18 protein-coding genes are annotated in these 17,407 nt (G+C 53.9%); 14 read left to right on the plus strand and 4 right to left on the minus strand.

Features of this window, described 5'->3' with window-relative positions; all coding sequences use genetic code 11:
- Positions 1–40 precede the first annotated feature (40 nt).
- The 10 genes from J2I48_RS18560 (at position 41) to J2I48_RS18605 (ending at position 10,070) form a co-directional block, all read left to right on the plus strand.
- Positions 41–2,980 (plus strand): ATP-binding protein, encoded by a 2,940-nt coding sequence (locus J2I48_RS18560; RefSeq protein ID WP_207336985.1) that lies wholly within the window; start codon positions 41–43, stop codon positions 2,978–2,980.
- An 84-nt stretch (positions 2,981–3,064) separates the two neighbouring features.
- Positions 3,065–3,607 carry a nuclear transport factor 2 family protein gene (locus J2I48_RS18565; RefSeq protein ID WP_207336986.1) on the plus strand — a complete coding sequence of 181 codons (543 nt, stop codon included), beginning with the start codon at positions 3,065–3,067 and terminating at the stop codon, positions 3,605–3,607.
- Between the two features lie 106 nt (positions 3,608–3,713).
- A complete protein-coding gene (locus tag J2I48_RS18570) occupies positions 3,714–4,541 on the plus strand; it encodes a helix-turn-helix domain-containing protein (protein ID WP_374758165.1) in 828 nt (275 codons plus the stop codon).
- A gap of 162 nt (positions 4,542–4,703) precedes the next feature.
- Entirely contained in the window at positions 4,704–6,263 is a 1,560-nt protein-coding gene (locus J2I48_RS18575; protein ID WP_207336988.1) for a DUF8189 domain-containing protein, read from the plus strand.
- Between the two features lie 61 nt (positions 6,264–6,324).
- Positions 6,325–7,089, plus strand: coding sequence for a hypothetical protein (locus tag J2I48_RS18580; RefSeq protein WP_207336989.1), 765 nt, complete (start codon positions 6,325–6,327; stop codon positions 7,087–7,089).
- Between the two features lie 34 nt (positions 7,090–7,123).
- Positions 7,124–7,279 (plus strand): hypothetical protein, encoded by a 156-nt coding sequence (locus tag J2I48_RS18585; protein ID WP_207336990.1) that lies wholly within the window; start codon positions 7,124–7,126, stop codon positions 7,277–7,279.
- 118 nt (positions 7,280–7,397) lie between these two features.
- Positions 7,398–8,396, plus strand: coding sequence for a hypothetical protein (locus J2I48_RS18590; protein ID WP_207336991.1), 999 nt, complete (start codon positions 7,398–7,400; stop codon positions 8,394–8,396).
- A gap of 319 nt (positions 8,397–8,715) precedes the next feature.
- Positions 8,716–8,985: a hypothetical protein gene (locus J2I48_RS18595; RefSeq protein WP_207336992.1), complete on the plus strand. Its 270-nt coding sequence runs from the start codon at positions 8,716–8,718 to the stop codon at positions 8,983–8,985.
- A gap of 128 nt (positions 8,986–9,113) precedes the next feature.
- Positions 9,114–9,620 carry a cytochrome-c peroxidase gene (locus tag J2I48_RS18600; RefSeq protein WP_207336993.1) on the plus strand — a complete coding sequence of 169 codons (507 nt, stop codon included), beginning with the start codon at positions 9,114–9,116 and terminating at the stop codon, positions 9,618–9,620.
- 3 nt (positions 9,621–9,623) lie between these two features.
- The gene (locus J2I48_RS18605) at positions 9,624–10,070 is read left to right on the plus strand and encodes a cytochrome-c peroxidase (protein WP_207336994.1); all 447 of its coding nucleotides are present in this window, start codon (positions 9,624–9,626) and stop codon (positions 10,068–10,070) included.
- Positions 10,071–10,092: 22 nt separating this feature from the next.
- On the opposite strand, the gene J2I48_RS18610 is transcribed toward J2I48_RS18605, so the two are convergent.
- From J2I48_RS18610 to J2I48_RS18620, 3 genes are all read right to left on the minus strand, one after another.
- Positions 10,093–12,072 carry an acetoacetate--CoA ligase gene (locus J2I48_RS18610; RefSeq protein WP_207336995.1) on the minus strand — a complete coding sequence of 660 codons (1,980 nt, stop codon included), beginning with the start codon at positions 12,070–12,072 and terminating at the stop codon, positions 10,093–10,095.
- A 79-nt stretch (positions 12,073–12,151) separates the two neighbouring features.
- Positions 12,152–12,757, minus strand: coding sequence for a YcxB family protein (locus tag J2I48_RS18615; protein WP_207336996.1), 606 nt, complete (start codon positions 12,755–12,757; stop codon positions 12,152–12,154).
- A gap of 42 nt (positions 12,758–12,799) precedes the next feature.
- Entirely contained in the window at positions 12,800–13,240 is a 441-nt protein-coding gene (locus tag J2I48_RS18620; RefSeq protein ID WP_229376479.1) for a DUF4783 domain-containing protein, read from the minus strand.
- 128 nt (positions 13,241–13,368) lie between these two features.
- On the opposite strand from J2I48_RS18620, the gene J2I48_RS18625 reads away from it, so the two are divergent.
- The gene (locus tag J2I48_RS18625) at positions 13,369–13,869 is read left to right on the plus strand and encodes a phosphoribosyltransferase family protein (protein ID WP_207336997.1); all 501 of its coding nucleotides are present in this window, start codon (positions 13,369–13,371) and stop codon (positions 13,867–13,869) included.
- Between the two features lie 110 nt (positions 13,870–13,979).
- Here J2I48_RS18625 and J2I48_RS18630 read toward each other — a convergent pair whose 3' ends face one another.
- Positions 13,980–14,282: a DUF4286 family protein gene (locus J2I48_RS18630; RefSeq protein ID WP_207336998.1), complete on the minus strand. Its 303-nt coding sequence runs from the start codon at positions 14,280–14,282 to the stop codon at positions 13,980–13,982.
- 60 nt (positions 14,283–14,342) lie between these two features.
- Here J2I48_RS18630 and J2I48_RS18635 point away from each other — a divergent pair, with 60 nt between their 5' ends.
- From J2I48_RS18635 to J2I48_RS18645, 3 genes are all read left to right on the plus strand, one after another.
- Positions 14,343–14,774: a cytochrome B gene (locus J2I48_RS18635; RefSeq protein ID WP_207336999.1), complete on the plus strand. Its 432-nt coding sequence runs from the start codon at positions 14,343–14,345 to the stop codon at positions 14,772–14,774.
- 120 nt (positions 14,775–14,894) lie between these two features.
- Positions 14,895–15,503 (plus strand): hypothetical protein, encoded by a 609-nt coding sequence (locus J2I48_RS18640; protein ID WP_207337000.1) that lies wholly within the window; start codon positions 14,895–14,897, stop codon positions 15,501–15,503.
- Positions 15,504–15,678: 175 nt separating this feature from the next.
- Positions 15,679–17,247: an immunoglobulin domain-containing protein gene (locus tag J2I48_RS18645; RefSeq protein ID WP_207337001.1), complete on the plus strand. Its 1,569-nt coding sequence runs from the start codon at positions 15,679–15,681 to the stop codon at positions 17,245–17,247.
- Positions 17,248–17,407 lie beyond the last annotated feature (160 nt).

Consider the following 17,407-nt stretch of genomic DNA (forward strand, 5'->3'; position numbering starts at 1 on the left):
TGGCTATGCAACTGGCCCGGTTGCGGTAAAAACACAGCTTATGAAACGTCTGCTAGCTCTGTTACTGCTTTTACTAGTTGCTTTTTCAGGCGTTTGGGCCAGGCCAAAACCCCTGCGTCTGACACTTGACAGCCTGCAACGAGACTTTACGGGCTATGCCTTAGCTCCGCAACCCTGGCAGTTCCGGGCGGGCGACGACCCGCGTTGGGCCAGCCCCACCACCGACGACCGGGATTGGTTGCCCTATCGCACGGGGTTTAGCCGGGACGAGGCTCCGCCCGGCTGGAAGGGCATCGGCTGGTTCCGGTTGCATGTCACGATTGACTCGCTGCCTGCCGATAGCCTGCTCTCGCTCCGTCTTGACCATCTGGGTGCATCGGAGGTGTTTCTGGACGGGCAAAAGATCGGGGGCTTCGGCAAAATCGGCTCATCGTCCGCGACGGGAATCGATCACTACCCCAATTACGAGCCGATCACGTTTCGGCTTAGCCGGGCTGGATCGCACCTGCTGGCCGTTCGGATGGCTACGCGTCGCCCTTACGTGAGCCGGTGGGCACAATATCCCCAGGGATTTTTAAGCTGGCTGGCCCCCACCAGGCACATGACGACCTACGTCGTTCAGATGACCCGAATATGGGGCATCAACGTAGCCTTGGTGTTCGTACCGGGCTTGTTTGGCCTGCTGCACTTATTCCTGTTTCTGTTCTACCCCGCCCGCCGGTCCAACCTGTATTACAGTCTATGGCTGGCGACGCATGTGATTGGGTCAGTCTGTGTGTATTGCGACCGGCAGGCTACCAGTCCCCTGGCCATTCAGTACTTTGCCTACTGCTTTTGGCTAAGCAACATTGGCACGGCTCTCGCGTCGGTGGTGTTTATTTATTCCATTCGATCCCCCAAAGCGCCCCGGCAGCTAAGGATTTTTTACGCCCTTGCCCTGTTGCTGGTTGGCATAGTGCTGTTGGTGCGCTGGATCAATCCTGTACCTGTCGTGTTTGGTTTCATATTGCTTTGCCTGCTCGAAGTGATTCGGGTTGTGGGGTGGGCAATGCTGCGTCGGCAACCGGGCGTTTGGCTTATTGGCCTTGGTTTGCTGGCGGTGGGCGTTGCCATATTTATCGGAGCCAGTGATGTGCTGGGCATCTGGTCTACTAATCCATTAGGCCAAAACCTGTTTCTGACCTTCTTTTTTCTGACCCTGCCCTTGTGCACGTCGCTGTACTTAGCGCAAGATTTTGCTCAAACCAGCCGAAACCTCGAACATCAACTCCGGCAGGTAGAAGAGCTCTCAGCCCAAACGCGGGAACAGGAAGCTGAGAAACTCCGCATAGTGGCCGGGCAAAACGAGCAATTGGAACAGACCGTGCTGGAACGTACCGACCAGCTACAGCGGCAGGCCGATCAACTTCGGGAAATGGACCGCGTTAAATCCCGCTTCTTTACCAACCTGACCCACGAGTTCCGCACGCCGCTGACCCTGATGCTGGGTCCCGCCGAGCAGATCCTGACCCAGACGCAGGAACCCGGCACCCGGAAGCAGGCCGGTCTGTTGCACCGCAATGCCGAGCGGCTGTTGCGGCTTATCAACCAGTTGCTCGACCTGAGCAAACTGGAAGCGGGCAAGCTGGCCCTGACCACCGCGCCGGGTGATCTGGTGGCCCTGGTGCGGGGCACGTTCGGCTCGTTCGATTCACTGGCGCAGCAAAGGGGCATCACGCTTCGGTTCGAGACCGGGCCGGAGTGCCTGATGATAGACCTTGACCGGGATAAACTGGAAAAAATCCTGACGAATTTGTTCAGTAACGCCCTCAAATTTACGTCTGCTGGCGGCACCGTCTCCGTTGGCCTGAGCCTCCCCGAAGCCGACTGGGTTGAACTGACCGTTCAGGATACGGGCGTGGGCATACCCACTGCGAAATTGCCCTATGTCTACGACCGGTTCTATCAGGTCGATGCCTCGGACACCCGCGAGCAGGAGGGAACCGGCATCGGGCTGGCTCTCACCAAAGAACTGGTGGACCTGCACGGCGGCACCATCCACATCAGCAGTGAAGAAGGTGTTGGCACCACTGTTATGGTCCGGCTGCCTACCACCGCTGTAGAGACCGGTCCCCAACAAAATACCCTGCCCGATCCCACTGGTTTGTCAGCAGAACGACAGGACTTTGCCAGCTTACCCAACCTGGTGGAGGCTGCGGCGAAGGCTTCCGCAGAGGACCCGCTGATATTGCTGGTGGAAGATAATGACGATGTACGCCTATTCATTCGCTCGTCGCTGGATAACCATTATCACGTCATCGAAGCGGCGGACGGCGAAGAAGGCGTTCGGCTGGCCCGGCAGCACGTACCTGACCTGGTTATTACCGACCTGATGATGCCGAAACTGAATGGTTACGAGGTTTGTGCCACGCTGAAAGCCGACGAACGCACCAGCCATATTCCGGTGCTGATGCTCACGGCCAAAGCCGACCTGGACAGCAAACTCGAAGGGCTGAAAACCGGGGCCGACAGCTACCTGGCCAAGCCCTTTAACGGGCGGGAACTGCTGGCGCAACTGGCCAGCCTGATTCAGAACCGCCGCCAACTGCGCGACTATTACACGCGGACCGGCAACGGCCTGTGGCCCACCGAAGCCACCACCCTGCCCTCGATGGAACAGGTTTTCCTCAACCGGGTACGGGCGGCCATTGAAACCCACCTCGCCGACGAACAGTACAGCCTCGACCGGCTGAGCGACGACGTGGGTATGAGCCGCACGCAGCTTCACCGCAAGCTGAAAGCCCTCACCAACCAGTCGCCCGGCGATCTGCTCCGGCTGGCCCGGCTGCAACACGCCCACGACTTACTGCGCGCTAACGTGGGGACAGTGGCCGAAGTAGCCTATCAGGTCGGTTTCGGCAACCCGGCCAACTTCGCCACCAGCTTCTCCCGCCACTTCGGCTACGCGCCGAGTGAGGTAAAAAAGCGGATTGCAACGTAATCAAACGCAGTTGCAACAAGCGCAAATGCTCGTTTTTGCTAAATCAGCGTGGTTTGTTTCCTCAAACCAAACACCAAACATGCCATGAAACGAATTTCTGCACCCGCTTGTCGATTCCTGACCCTGCTGACGGGGCTTACCTTAGCCAGCGTACTGACACTGGCTCAATACGTACCCATGACCAACAACCCCAATGGCGGGCGGGACATACAGGTAGCTAGTGAGTACGTAACGGCGATTACGGTCACTGGCGATTTTGACAAAGCACGGGGCTTGGTAAGCTCCGCCTACATAGCGCACGGTCCCGGCGGGGCTGATTCGGCCACTATCGAGAAGACAGTGAAACTCCACCAAACGTTTCATCAATACCAGACGAACCGGAAAAACGAGTTCTCGGCTCAAAGCTTTCGCATCCCATCGGGCAACATGAAAGGGGATTGGGTATCGCTGTGGGGATACTACACGTATACCGACATGCGTGGGGGAAAAGCCGTCACGTTCCCCTACCAATACACTGCTAAGGTAACTAACGGCAAAATTGAGACGGATCGACTCTACTACGATGAGCTATCGATTTTGAAGCAGTTCGGGTTCAAACTGATTCCACCAGGCGTACCGGCTAAGTAACGTACCTGACTGATTTCTCTTGGCTTGTCACCCTTTTATGGGATGGCGGTCCGCCGACAAGGCTAATACATTGGGGGTTGTGTATCACCTATAACGGTTATGTCTTATGCAAGTCAGTCAGCATACTCCTTGCCGGGCACTGTTGCCATACATTCATACATGTTGGGAAATAAAACACGACTTACCGCCCGGTGCAACCCTGGCTGTACCGTTCAGTTGTTTGGGCCGGTCGCAATTTATATTCAGCCTGGAAAACCCATATCACTGTTATAAGCCAGGCGTAGGGCCGATGGAAATAAGTGAAAGCACGGTCTTCGTTCAGAACGCGTTGCCGTACACCAAATACTTTAGCGGCCCGTCAATGGCAATCGGTTTTGAATGTACCCCTACGGGTTTGCAAACGTTGTGGCAACTGCCGGTGGGTGAACTAAGCGAACAGAGTCTGGACGTAACGGCGGTGGCAAATAGGGGTGTTCGGGAGCTAACGGACCGGCTGCGTGAAGCCCGTTCGACGGCGCAACGGTTTGCTTTATTAGAGCAGTTTCTGCTTCGTCAACTAGCGCGCGCCAACTGGTCGAAGCATCTGGCTACCGATGGCCGTATCGAAGCCGCCGTTGCCGCCATTCAGCATGATCCTGCTCAAATCAATTTACAACAGTTAGCACATTACCTGAACACGTCTGAACGAACGCTTCGTCGGCGGTTTGCGGAGGTCGTGGGGGTTTCGCCGAAGTATTACGTTCGGATGCAACGGTTCATCCTGGCCCGGCACTGGCTGGCTCGGCAACCCCAACCCAACTGGCAGGATATTTTAACCCTGACCGGCCATTACGATCAGGCCCATCTGATCAACGAGTTTCGGTACTTCATCGGCACATCGCCTGGCCAATTTACCAGCCAACCGGCAGGGATGCATGATTTTATTTATCAATAGCCATTGAGCAAACGGTCAATAATGGCCGATTTTTCCAATACCAAAGTTACAGCAGCACTTAATTTTGTTAAAGTAAAACTTAGTCAATGTACTATTGAAAAATTGTCTGTTGACCGGTTTGTGCAGTCACATTTTATTTTCACTATTAATTTCTGAATAGCCATGCCAAAACTAACGTGGGATAACTGGTATCGCAGCGATGGCTGCCGTCATTGGATGGATGTGACAAAATTCGCCGGAACTTCATTTACAGACATTTTCTGGCGAGGGATGCGTCTTGTTTTTCTAGACGAAAAAGGTAATAAAGGATTATTGTACAACGGCGAAGTGTATGCCGAAGCGCAAAAGATCATCAATGTCAATGGAAAGATGCTGGGCTTTACACAGTCAGACGTAAAAAAGTATCTACTGAATGGGTCTTTCAAATATTATGATAAAATCCTTAATCCTATTCCTGTTCATACACCTAAGCTTCGTTTTGAAGGACCGGATAAAGATGATTTGCAAAACCCCTGGCAGTATGCTGAAGGAGAAGTGAGTGGTAGCGAAATACATGTTCATTTTTACAATATGATCCGTCATGCTGAACAGGGAATAGGTGCCTTTCAAACTACTGGACCATTGCCTCAGAATGCTGAAGGCATTAATCAACTGGCTTACTTTGCGGCGGCTGTTGTACTGCACGAAATAATGCATAATCATGGTTTTCAACATCCATACGCGGTAGACTGGTCACCAGGCAGTGATTACGCATCAACCCTGCCGCAAGTAGCACTACAGGCGGTTCTTAATGCAGCAAAGAACAACCTGGCATCATCAGCCTCTCCGATAGCCAGCATATTTGGAAATGTGTTTCCGCCACCGCCCCATTGGTATAATTGGGAAGATTTGGGTGGAAAAATTATTGGTGACGTAGGCGCACTTGCCATACGAGAACTTGGTGTTATTGATTTATATACACGGGACTCAGATCTTCACTTAAGTCAAAAATATTTCGTGAAAGGTAAATGGACAGATTGGATGGTGATTGATGGCGAAACAAAGATTTATTCGTCACCTGCTGTTGTTTCAATCAATCAAAATCATCGAGGTGTTTATTCAACGGGCGTGAATGGTAATGTGCTGCATAGACGGTATTGGGATGGAAAATGGTATAATTGGGAAGATTTAGGTGGCAAGATAAAAGGTGACGTAGGGGCCGTTACCCCAGGTGGTGATGTTACGGACCTTTATGTTAGAGGTACGGATGATGCGCTATGGCAGAAATACTATGCAGACGGGAAATGGACCGACTGGTTTTTGCTGGATAATAGTTTGAAGCTGGCATCTTCGCCAGTTGTTATTTCTGCAAACCCTGATCATCGCGCTATCTTCGTCAGGGGAACCGATAAAAATATATACCATAAATACTGGGATGGACAGTGGCACCCCTGGCAGAATTTGAAAAAACCTTTTGAGAAAGGAATAGACAATACGCCGATAACCGATGTAGGGGCTTTGATTTCGTCTGAAGATACATCAACTTTATTCTTACGCGGACAGGATTTCAGGCTGTGGCAGAATAATTTCGACGGTAAAAAGTGGATAGGTTGGTTTAGAGCCGAAGCTCCAGACTTTCAATTTCAATCTGCCCCTTCTGCTATCTCATTTGGTCTTTGGAATAAGGAAATATTTGTCAGAGGTTGGGACGGAAAAGTTTACAACATTAGTTGGAGCATGTAGCGAGTGTTGGTTCTACACTGGTTATTGCTTGAAAATAACCACTATCCAAACTAAATACACCATGAAAACAGTAAGCATTTTTATTGTTTCGGCAATTTCTGTATTTGCTTTCGATATTGTCGCATCAGGAACCGCACAAGCACAGAGTCGGTCTAAACGAACTCTCACATACTCATGTTGCGCTGATTACCCATTTAAACTGACTATTGCAGCTCAGGGTATGATGGACATGTTTAGCAAATTAGTGGCTAAGTCGGGTGTTGAGCAATGCGGTGAGAATAACAAAGTTGTCAATAGTTTGACCTCAGCTATGCCTCTTGAGTACGTACAGAATAGCAAAAAGAAGGGCATTATAACCTACGCCGTGTTTTTTAAAACTGCTCCCCCTTACGATGAAACTGAAGGCTCTGATCGAGTGCGGGCTGCATGGGCATCACGTGCCGGGGCCTACGAGTATTACGGCGCGTGCATACCCGAGCCTATTGTTTATCCTGATACGACTGTAAGCCCGAACGAAGTATACGGAATAAAATTCGTTCCAATTGCTAGATATAATGTTCTGAAAGTCAAAGATGACATAAACAAAATAAATGGCTTTCCAATAGCGCAGATCCGCAATATTGTGAATGTATATATAGAAGCGCGAAACGGCTATATAGCAACTCAAGAGAAAGGCAGTTATACTGATGCGAAATCGTCAAAGGGTGTAGTCGCTGTGATAGAATCAATCAGTGGTCAGTTGATTAAATGCTATGTGCTCAATAATTACGATGGAGTCGGTGGTCAATTAGTCTGGAAGCAAATCAACAACTGTTCCGGCCTATAAATGAGATTTTTGACTCCTTCACTTCTGCCACACCATGAAAACGTACCTGCGTCTGCTGCCCCTGGTAGCGAGGCTATCTATTGGCTGTACACCAGGCGACAACAGCCCGATTGAACCTGAACGTAGCCTCAGCTTATCCGCTACGAACCCGACGGTCACAGCCCTTCCTAAAAAGGGCAATTTGGAATAGTACAGGAAAACCAGCCAACGTTGCTTGCCTCCTGCAAACTGGTTATTCCATCAGGATTCGTTAACTGAACCAGCAATCAATCCACTCCATAACGGCGGCTATCAGACCGCTAAAAAACATGACCAGACAATTCGCCATCGCGGGGCTGTTGCTGTTGATCGGCTGTACGCGACAGAACAACGATACGCCGATTACGCCCCAGTTGGTGCTACCGAGCTGTATTATGGCCGCTTTCGACCTGACCACGACGATTCAGGGGCAGGGGGCAATCAAAGACACGTACCTGAACACGTTCGATGCGAACGGATTGCTAACCACGGCTACGGTTCAATACAACACGCAGGGGCCGGGCGGGTCGTATGACAGTCGAGAGGCCATTACGTATCAGTACGACAGCGGCGGTTTCCTTCAGGAATCCGTTGAAAAGTCCACAACTACGGGGACATACAGTGGCGGCGCGCCCACGACGAGCGCTTACCTCACGACCAATCGGTTCACCTACGAGGCGGGTCGGCTCAGTTTGGTCGTTCGGCGAACCACCGGAGCCTACCGCAGCATGAACACACAGACGTACCAGTATGATGGAGCGGGCCGCCTTAGTCAGTACACCTCGACCGACTCGGCCAGCAAAGCCGTTACCAGCTACACATATATGGCGGGGGTTATCAGCCGGGTTACGCAGAATGGGAAAGACCAGTATACCATCAACGGCGGGCGGCTGACAGCCTCGGCAGGTGGCTACCACTATGACTATGACACGCAGGGGCGGCTGGCTGGCATCCGCGGCACCACGTCGGGCAGCACATCGACCGAATACGAATACGAACCGACGGGAAAGCCGATTTTGATGACCCAGCCGCAGTTGCGCTTCAAAGGCATCCCGTTCGACGCGCTGCTGCAAGTGCTGGGTGGGGCGGAACAGTATGGGCTGCTTCGCCGCGAGACCGAGTACCGGGACGTCAACGGCAAGTGCGAAACGATCAGCGAGTCGGTGCATACGTACCAACTGAACGCAAACGGCTACCCAACGGGGCAGACCACCACGCGCACGAGTAGCAGCCCTACGTCGCCCGGCACGGAGAAGACAACCGCAACCTATGCCTACCGGGGCTGCTGACAGCGTATCCACACCCTATACTTCACCAAGCATGAAATCGCTTTTGCTTCTGATTCCTCTCCTGATGGGGTTGGGTAGCGGCTGTAAACAGGACGACAGCCAGCTAATCCAACCTGACAAGGCTAACCAGCCATTGGCTACTGGCCAGACAGTCCAACGTACCCGACAGACTGCTACATCGAGTCTATACACGAACCATCGCCCGCCGACACCTTTTTCCTGCACCCTGGTTGCTCCGTCTGAACCGATGACGAACAACGTGGTAAAGCCGATGCTGGCCCGGCGCGTCAAATGACTATGAAACTAACGCTTATCGATCATGAAAACTCGCATGACCCAGTTGCTGTTGTTCGCCCACCTTTTTGGCTTCCTCGCCACGTTCGCCCAAAATGCCCCGCCCACTGCTGAACCATCCCCTTCGCTCGTAGGTCGCTGGCAAAACCGATCACCGAAAGGGGTTGTGGGGATGGCCGTATTTCGGGCCGACAGCTCCTGTAGTGGTTTTGTCAACGGGAAGCAATTCGTCAGTGGAACTTATTACGTCCGGCAGGACACTTTTCACATTCAAGATGGCGCTTGCGGTGCCTAGTACGGGACCTACAAACTCACCTTCGTTACGAGCGATTCGATCCACTTCGCGGCCATTCAGGACCGGTGCCAGGGACGACGGCAGGGGAGCGACGGGTTGACGCTTGGGCGGATAAAGCCAGCCAAACCATGAAACCTACCTGGGTAGTGCTGACCTTGTTGGGTATAGCCGGGCTGGGCGGTTCGGCCTTCGTTACCGACGAACCCAACCAGGTGGCAGTTCTCGGCGAACGCCTGTTTTCGGACCCGATCCTGTCACGTACCCGCACCATTAGCTGCGCCACCTGCCACCGGCCCGACTACGCCTTTGCCGATACGTCGGCGGTGAGTGTGGGCGTGCGGGGGCAGCGGGGCAAACGGAATACGCCCTCGGCCATGAATGTGTTGCTACAAGCCAATTTCTTCTGGGACGGGCGGGCCGCTACCCTGGAAGAGCAAGTCCTGGCCCCCATCGAAAATCCCGACGAGATGGACTTGCCCATTGCCGAAGCCGTGAACCGCCTCAACAGGAGCAAGACCTACGTCGCGCAGTTCGGGCGGGTGTTTGGCGAGCTACCAAGCCGGACGAATCTGGCGAAAGCGTTGGCCGAGTTTCAGCGGACGCTCGAAACCGCCGACTCTCCTTTCGACGACTAGCGCATGAATGATAACGAAGCTGCCGTCAGCGAGTCGGCCAAACGCGGGTTTGCGCTCTTCAACGGCAGGGCCAACTGCGTTCAGTGCCATTTTGGAGCCAATTTCAACAACTCCGATTTTCGGAACATCGGCCTCTTTGACGGCAAGACGCTAACCGACAGCGGGCGGGCGGCGGTAACGAAGCAAGCCGGTGATCTGGGTAAATTCAAAATCGGTCCACTGCGCAATGTGGCCCTCACGGCTCCCTACATGCACAACGGTATGTTCAAAACGCTGCACGAGGTGGTCGACTACTATGACGACCCCGACAAGGTAGTACCCGACGCCATTAATCGCGACCCACTGCTGGCCAAACCACTGGGGCTAACAGCACAGGAAAAACAGGATTTAGTGAGTTTTTTGCAATCATTGACCGACAACCGGTTTTCGAGAATGACAGCAAAGCCATGATGCCCACCCGCAGTAAAAAAGCCTACACCTCGAAGGCCTGGAACGCTTTGAGCGAACCGGGGTTGCGCATGGTGTCGGGGCTGGCCACGCGGTCGGGTTGTTGGCCCATGAGGATTTTTTTGACGGGCGTTTCCATCTTCTTGCCACTAATGGTATAGGGTACTTCGGCAATCTGATGGATGCTGTCGGGTACGTGGCGGGGGCTGTATTGGCTGCGCAGGGCCTGCTTAATACGCGTTTTCAGGTCGTCGCTGAGGGTTTGGCCATCGCGGAGGGCTACGAACAGTGGCATCTGGTAGGCACCGTCTTCGTGCTCGATACCCACCACCAGGCTGTCGGCAATTTCGGGGAGGCTCTCCACGGCACTGTATATTTCGGCGGTGCCAATGCGGACCCCGTCGCGGTTGAGGGTGGCGTCGGAACGTCCGTAGATGATAACGGTGCCCCGGTCGGTGATTTTGATCCAGTCACCATGCCGCCATACGTTGGGGTTCTGCTCGAAGTAGGAGGCCCGGTAGCGTTCGTTGTTGTGGGCGGGGTTGTCGCTTCTGTCGCCCCAGAAATAAATGGGCATAGACGGCATCGGCTCCAGAATCATCATCTCGCCCAGGGCCTCGCGCACGGGTTGGCCGTCCTCGTCAAACGCCTCGACATGGCAACCCAGCAGTCGACATTGGATCTCGCCCGCCACCACGGCATCAAGCGGATTGCCGCCCACAAAGCCACTACACACGTCGGTGCCACCGCTGAGCGAGATGAGCCAGACGTCGCTTTTCACGTTCTCGTAAATCCACCGGAAACCTTCGGGCGGCAGGGGTGAGCCGGTCGAGCCAATGGTTCGTAATGACTTAAATGCCAACGTATTAGTTGGCCTCAGCCCCTGCCTCATGCAGGAGAGGTAATACGCCGCCCCGCCCCCGAAATGGTTCACCTGCGCCTGCTCGGCCAGGAGCCAGAGGCGGCTCAGGTCGGGGTAAGCGGGTGAGCCTTCATACAGCACCAGCGTAGCCCCCACTAGCATAGAGGCCAGCGAAAAATTCCACATCATCCAGCCCGTGGTGGTATACCAGAAGTAGCGTTCGCCGGGGCGCACGTCCTGGTGCAGGGCCAGGGCCTTGAGGTGTTCCAGCAAACAGCCGCCCACGCTGTGGGTAATGGCCTTGGGCTTGCCCGTGGTGCCCGACGAAAACAGGATCCAGAGGGGGCTGTCGAACGGGACGGGTTCAAACGTCAGCGCTGCAAAGGGAGTGTCGAGCACGTCGGCCCAGGCGGTGGTGCCGGCAGGCGAAGTGGCATCATTATTTAGAAACGGCACCCAGACAGTGGCCTTCAGCGAGGGCAGGCCCCGCTGCAACTGAACCAGGTCGTCCTGTTTATCAATGGCCTTGCCGTTGTAGGTGTAGCCGTCGGCAATTAGCAGTACGGTAGGGGCTATTTGCCGAAACCGGTCGAGCACACTGGCCGTGCCAAAATCGGGCGAACAACTCGACCAGACGGCCCCCAGCGATTGCGTGGCCAGAAAGCCTACCACGGCTTCGGGGATGTTGGGCAGCAAGGCCACCACGCGGTCGCCCACGCCCACGCCCTGCTGCCGCAGAAACTCGGCCAGGGCACCCACCTGCTTTGCCAGTTCGGGCCACGACATAGCCCGGAGCCGGTTGCGTTCCGAGGCGTAGAGCAGGGCCGGGTAGGTGTGGTTGGCGTTGCGAAAAATGTGTTCGGCGTAGTTGACGGTGGCCCCCGTAAACCACTGCGTACCGATCATGCCCTGCCGGGGTCGTTCGAGCACGCTTCGGTAGGGGGCGTGAAATTTCACCTCGAAATAAGTAGCAATGACTTCCCAGAAATCATCGACGTTGGCCACCGACCAGTGCCATAAATCGTCGTAATGACGCAGATAAAGGCCTTTTTTAACAAACAGGTAGTCGATAAAGTGTTTCATCCGCGACTGCTGTTTGGAGCGGGCGTCGGGTGTCCAGAGCGGGGTAGGGGTGGGGGTCATGGGCAAAAAAAGAGCGGGATTCGGCGTTACTGACTGATGTAGTAACGCCGAATCCCGCCCGCTTCGCGTACCGTTCGCGCTATTTGGCTGTCGTAGTTGCTTTGGCTGGGGTGGTGCTTTCGGCTTCTGGCAGCAGGCCTTTCCGGCGCAGGAGCAACTCCATAAATTTCTGGTCGTTTTCGCTCGTGAAGATCGAAAAGGGGAGGTATAAAAACTGCGCCCGGGCCATTTGCTTAGCCAGGTAGCCCATGAAGAAATTCATGGCTGGCATACCCTTTGCGTCGAGGCCGTTACCCAGTTGCAACACGTAGGCGTCCTTGGTTTTAACGCCGCTCTTAATCATGTCCCACTTCAACATGCCGCCTTCTTTGGCGTTGAGCTTCATGAGAATATGGCGGCTGTCGATCTCGTAGACGTACTTTTCAAACATCGGCTTGAACTGCTCCGACTGCGACACGCCCGTAAACTGAACGGCCCAAAACAGCACATAGATGACCGTGAGCAGGATTACCACCACGTAGATCCAGTAGTTGGGATACACGTGCGTCAGGTTCAGGATGGCGTTAATCAGGATAAGGGCCAGCGGTATGCCGCTCCACAGCCAGTTGTCGCGCACCCACTGCCGAAACGCTAAGCTGATGTAGGTTTTTTGGTCTAAGGCGTACTTTTTGGTTTTGATTGTCATGACGTACCCGCACGGAAAATGAAGGTGCAAAGATACGAACAATCAGGCTTTGCGGAATTGCAGCGAGTGAATCACCACCCGCTTGTCGGCGCGGCGGTGCATGAGCACATAGACCTGGTAGTGGTCTTCGCCGGTGTAATAAGAGCCGGTACGGTACAGTAAATTACCCGATCCGCCTTTGTAAATATACTCAAAACGATAGGGTGGGTATTTTCTGAAGAAAGTACCTAAAATAAGCTCGGCTTGCCGGGCGCTCACGGTGGTATAGTCTACCTGAAGCGCGTCTATCTTTAGTTCAATCTGCTTGTCGAAATAAGTAGCCAGTGGAGCGGCTTTACCGGCTTTTACAGAGCTGATAATCAGAACATTAATGTCATTGTCGAGAGTGAGAGATGGAAGCGTAATCAGCAGCATTATGGCCAGAAGAAAGCGTCTGATGGGGCGTTGGATGGGGAGAAAGAGGTTGGTAGTTACGTGTAGCATGGGGTATAGAAACTACCCATAGTGCGGGTGGCTTTCTCATCTATTGGCGAAAACTGTGCCAAGTCCGGCTCCATTGGCTCAAAGTTTTTTTGCCAACTTTACAACGTGCATCCACCGGGCTATCCTGTATGACAACCACCCAGATTTTGACTGCCGACCAGATTCAGCAGAAAATACGCCGTATTGCCTTCCAGGTCTATGAAACCAATTTCGCCGAAGCCCACGTGCTACTGGCGGGCGTGGCAGGCGAGGGGTTTGTGCTGGCCCAGCGCCTGGCCGACGAGCTTAGTCAGATTGCTCCCTTCCGGGTCACGCTGGTGAAAATCGACATCGACAAGTCGCAGCCCGCTCAACCCGACATTCCGCTGCCCACCCTGCCCGCCCATTACGCCGGGGTGGTGGTCCTCGTCGACGACGTGCTGAATTCGGGCCGGACGCTGGCGTTTAGTTTGCAGCCGTTTCTGCACGTGCCCGTCAGCAAGATTCAGATTGCCGTGCTCGTAAATCGCAACCACCCCCGCTACCCCATCGCCGCCAGCTTCATCGGCTACGAACTGGCCACTACCCTCAACGAACACGTAGAAGTGGTACTGAGTGATGCTGCCAGGGAGGGGGTGTATTTGAGGTGAAGGGATTTACGAATTACGCTGACGCACGAGTACGCTTGCTTTAGCCGACTGGCGTAAGCAAGCGTACTCATGCGTCAGCGTAATTCGTAAATCGTACATCGTAAATCCCTTCACGCTTCCTCCAGCAACGTTCTGAACGACACGTACTTGCCGGTGTAGCGGTCGGCTACGTCTTGCTGGAGGGCGGCTTGGTGGAGGCTTTGGTAGGTGACGAAATCTTCCATGGCCCGAAACCAATACTGAAACGTATAAGTGATGCCGCCGTTGTCTACTTCGGTGAGCAGCTTGAGCACGTTTTTCTGGATGGGCAGCCCTGTGGCCATTACGGCGGGCATGTGTTCGTCTTTCATCCACCGCAGAAACTCACGCTCGATGGCGGGTTCGATGCTCATCGTAATGTTATACAGAATCATAGGCTGGGTACGGGTTTGTCCGTTTCTTTGCGGGTGCAATTTTTTTGATAAACCTACACGATGTATACTGGATTAGTTCATGCCCACTCCGGGCTTCGCTGGTTGGCGCTGGTGCTGCTGCTGGCCGCCGTTTTTGTGTCGATCAGCCGCTGGCAGGGTAATAAACCCTTCACCGATGGCAACCGCAAGCTTTACCTGTTCACGCTCATTTCGGTACACCTGCAACTAGTGCTGGGCCTGATTCTGTACTTCATCAGCCCCAAAGTCAACTTCGACGCCCTGGCCAATCGGGTTATCCGGTTCTACACTGTAGAACACATCACGATCATGCTGCTGGCCATTGCCCTCATCACGGTGGGTTATTCGCGCGGCAAACGCGCCACCTCCGACGTGCAAAAGCACCGCCTTGTGGGCATCTTCTACGCCCTTGGCCTCGCCCTCATCCTAGCCGGCATCCCCTGGGCGTTCCGGGGTTTAGGCGCGGGGAATTGAGTTTAAAGTCTAAAGTCCAAGGTTCAACGTCCAAAGTTGGCTGACGCGTCAGTATCCAGTTGCGTCAGCCAACTTTGGACGTTAGACCTTGGACTTTAAACGTTGAACCCCCTATCTCCCATGAAATCAACCCTTTCCCTTCCCTGCTTCCTGCTTATGGCGGGTAGCGTAGTGGCCCAAACGCCTGCTGTGCCTTCGGCTGAGATGCAAATTAAAACCGCCGTGCTGGCTGCGCCGACCGACAAGCAGGCGGGGGCTACGGTGTATGGGTATTCTGACAAAAGCGAGTTTGTGCTACTCCGCAAAGGCACCAACGAACTCGTTTGCCTGGCCGATGATCCCGCTCAGAAAGGCCTTAGCGTGTCGTGTTACCACCAGGACCTGGAACCGTTTATGAAACGAGGGCGCGAGTTGAAGCAGGCGGGTAAAAAGCCCGCCGACGTGCTGGAAGCCCGCGAGCAGGAGGTAAAGGCCGGTAAGTTGAAAATGCCCGCTCAGCCCACCACGCTCTATGCCTACAGCGCCAAACCCGAAAATTACGACCCCGCCACCGGTGCCGTGAAAGATGGTTACCTACGCTACGTGGTCTACATTCCTTACGCCACCGCCGAAAGCACGGGCCTGCCCCTGAAGCCCGAAGCACCAGGTATGCCCTGGATCATGGACCCCGGTACGCATCGCGCCCATATTATGATCAACCCGCCTGTATCGACCACCGCTGCCAAATAGCCTGTGTAGTTGGTACGCCATACCTTGGCGTAATGATGCCACTTGTTCTTTTTATAATACAATAAAAAGGCAACAAATTGGCCGTTTCCCTCAAAAAAGTAGTATTCGGTTCGTTCGCCTGTACGGAGAGCCGTAGTTTTGCGTTCTAGGTTTTACAATTCCCGGACGCATTCACATGACCAACGGCACTTTCCTGGCGCTGTTACTGATGGGGTGGCTTTGCTGCTTTACCAGCCATGCGCAGGACCCCAAATCGCTTCAACTTTCGCTGCCCCAAACCGCCGACTGGAACGTGGTGTCGGAAGGACAGTCCATCCGGTTCGACCTGAAAACCACCGGTGCTGCGCCCACCGACACGCTGACATACGCTATTGCGCAGGGCATGATGGATGGTATGAGCTTCGACTCGTTGGGGCGCTTTAGCTGGACACCCGGCTTCGACGTGGTAGAGCGACTGAAAGCCAGCCGGACCGTGCCCGTTATTTTTGAGGTGCACAACCGGCATGGTCAATCGGCTACGCAACTGGCTGATATCAAGGTACTTCCTGTAAACCGCCCGCCTGCGGTAGAAGACCTGGCGCCGTTCTACGTGCGGTTCCAAACCCAGAACGTCTATAAATTCGACCCCAAGCAGGTCTATGATGCCGACGGCGACCCTATTGCTTTTATCCCCATCCCCGATCAGATGCCCGAAGGCAGTAAGCTGAATGCCCAGGGTGAACTGACCTGGACGCTGTCGCGGAATCAATTTAGCCAACTGCGCACAAAGCCCCTCTACCTGGAATTTTGGGTGGAAGATCAACCGCTGAAAGCACGGACCAAAGGCCGCCTCAAGATTGATGCCACGCAGATGGATTTGCCGCCTATTATTTCGGTGGTGCCGAAAGACCTTACTTATCGTATCCGCGAAAACGCAGCTATCAACCTAAAATTCTACCTCTCTGACCCCAACGGCGACGAAGACATCAACACCTTCGACTTCCTGAGCACCAATCAGACCGTGCCGAAGTCGGCGCTGGTGCGCAATACAAACAACCAATACGAATTTATCTGGACGCCCGGCTATGAGTTTGTGCGTGACCCCTATGACACGGTGCGGGTAGACCTGACGTTTTTTGTGCTCGACAAAGCCCAGAACCGCGACGAAAAAACGATCTCGATCACGGTGCTTAACACGGTGAATGAAGACGCCAAAGACCGCTACAACTTTGCCCTCTACCGGCAGGTATTGGTGCAGGCTTGGAACCTGGTCGAGCAGTTGGACGAGAAGGAGCAGGAACTGAAAAAAGACTATAAACGGGCTAAGGGCGGCAAGCGAAACCGGTCTATGGCCAACGCGTCGCTAGGAGCCATCACGGGCATTTCGCCCACCATAAAAGACCCTGGTAATCAGCGCCTTATATCGGCAATTGGCGGCACGGCCGTGCTCACGATGGGTACGCTGGAGGCTACCGAAGTAATTGGTAAGCCCATGAAAGACCTGCTGGACCGGTACAACTACGTGCTGGGTAAAAAGACCGAACTCCAGAACAAAGGCGACGTGTTTGCCCGTGAGTTTGCCCTTAAATCGGCCCGCCGCACCAATGATTTCATCAAGCGCCTCGATGACTTTCGGAACACCATGAGCCTCAGCGGCCTGGTGGCCCTGGAACTGGATGCCAACTGGCAAAACAAAAAAGAAGCCACCGACAAGGCCATCAAGCGCACCTTCAAGGATTATACCCCGCTGGAGGAAGCGCAATAAGGGTTAATGTACAATGTACAATGAATAATGTACAATGGCTCCGCATTCGGACTACTCTTGCGGAGCCATTGTACATTATTCATTGTACATTAACCCTTCCTTTTTGGCCTATTTTTTGCTCTATAGGATTGATTGATTTTATTATTGAATGGCCTACCGT

Origin of the sequence: Fibrella aquatilis (genome assembly GCF_017353255.1) — a bacterium.
Classification (GTDB): domain Bacteria; phylum Bacteroidota; class Bacteroidia; order Cytophagales; family Spirosomataceae; genus Fibrella; species Fibrella aquatilis.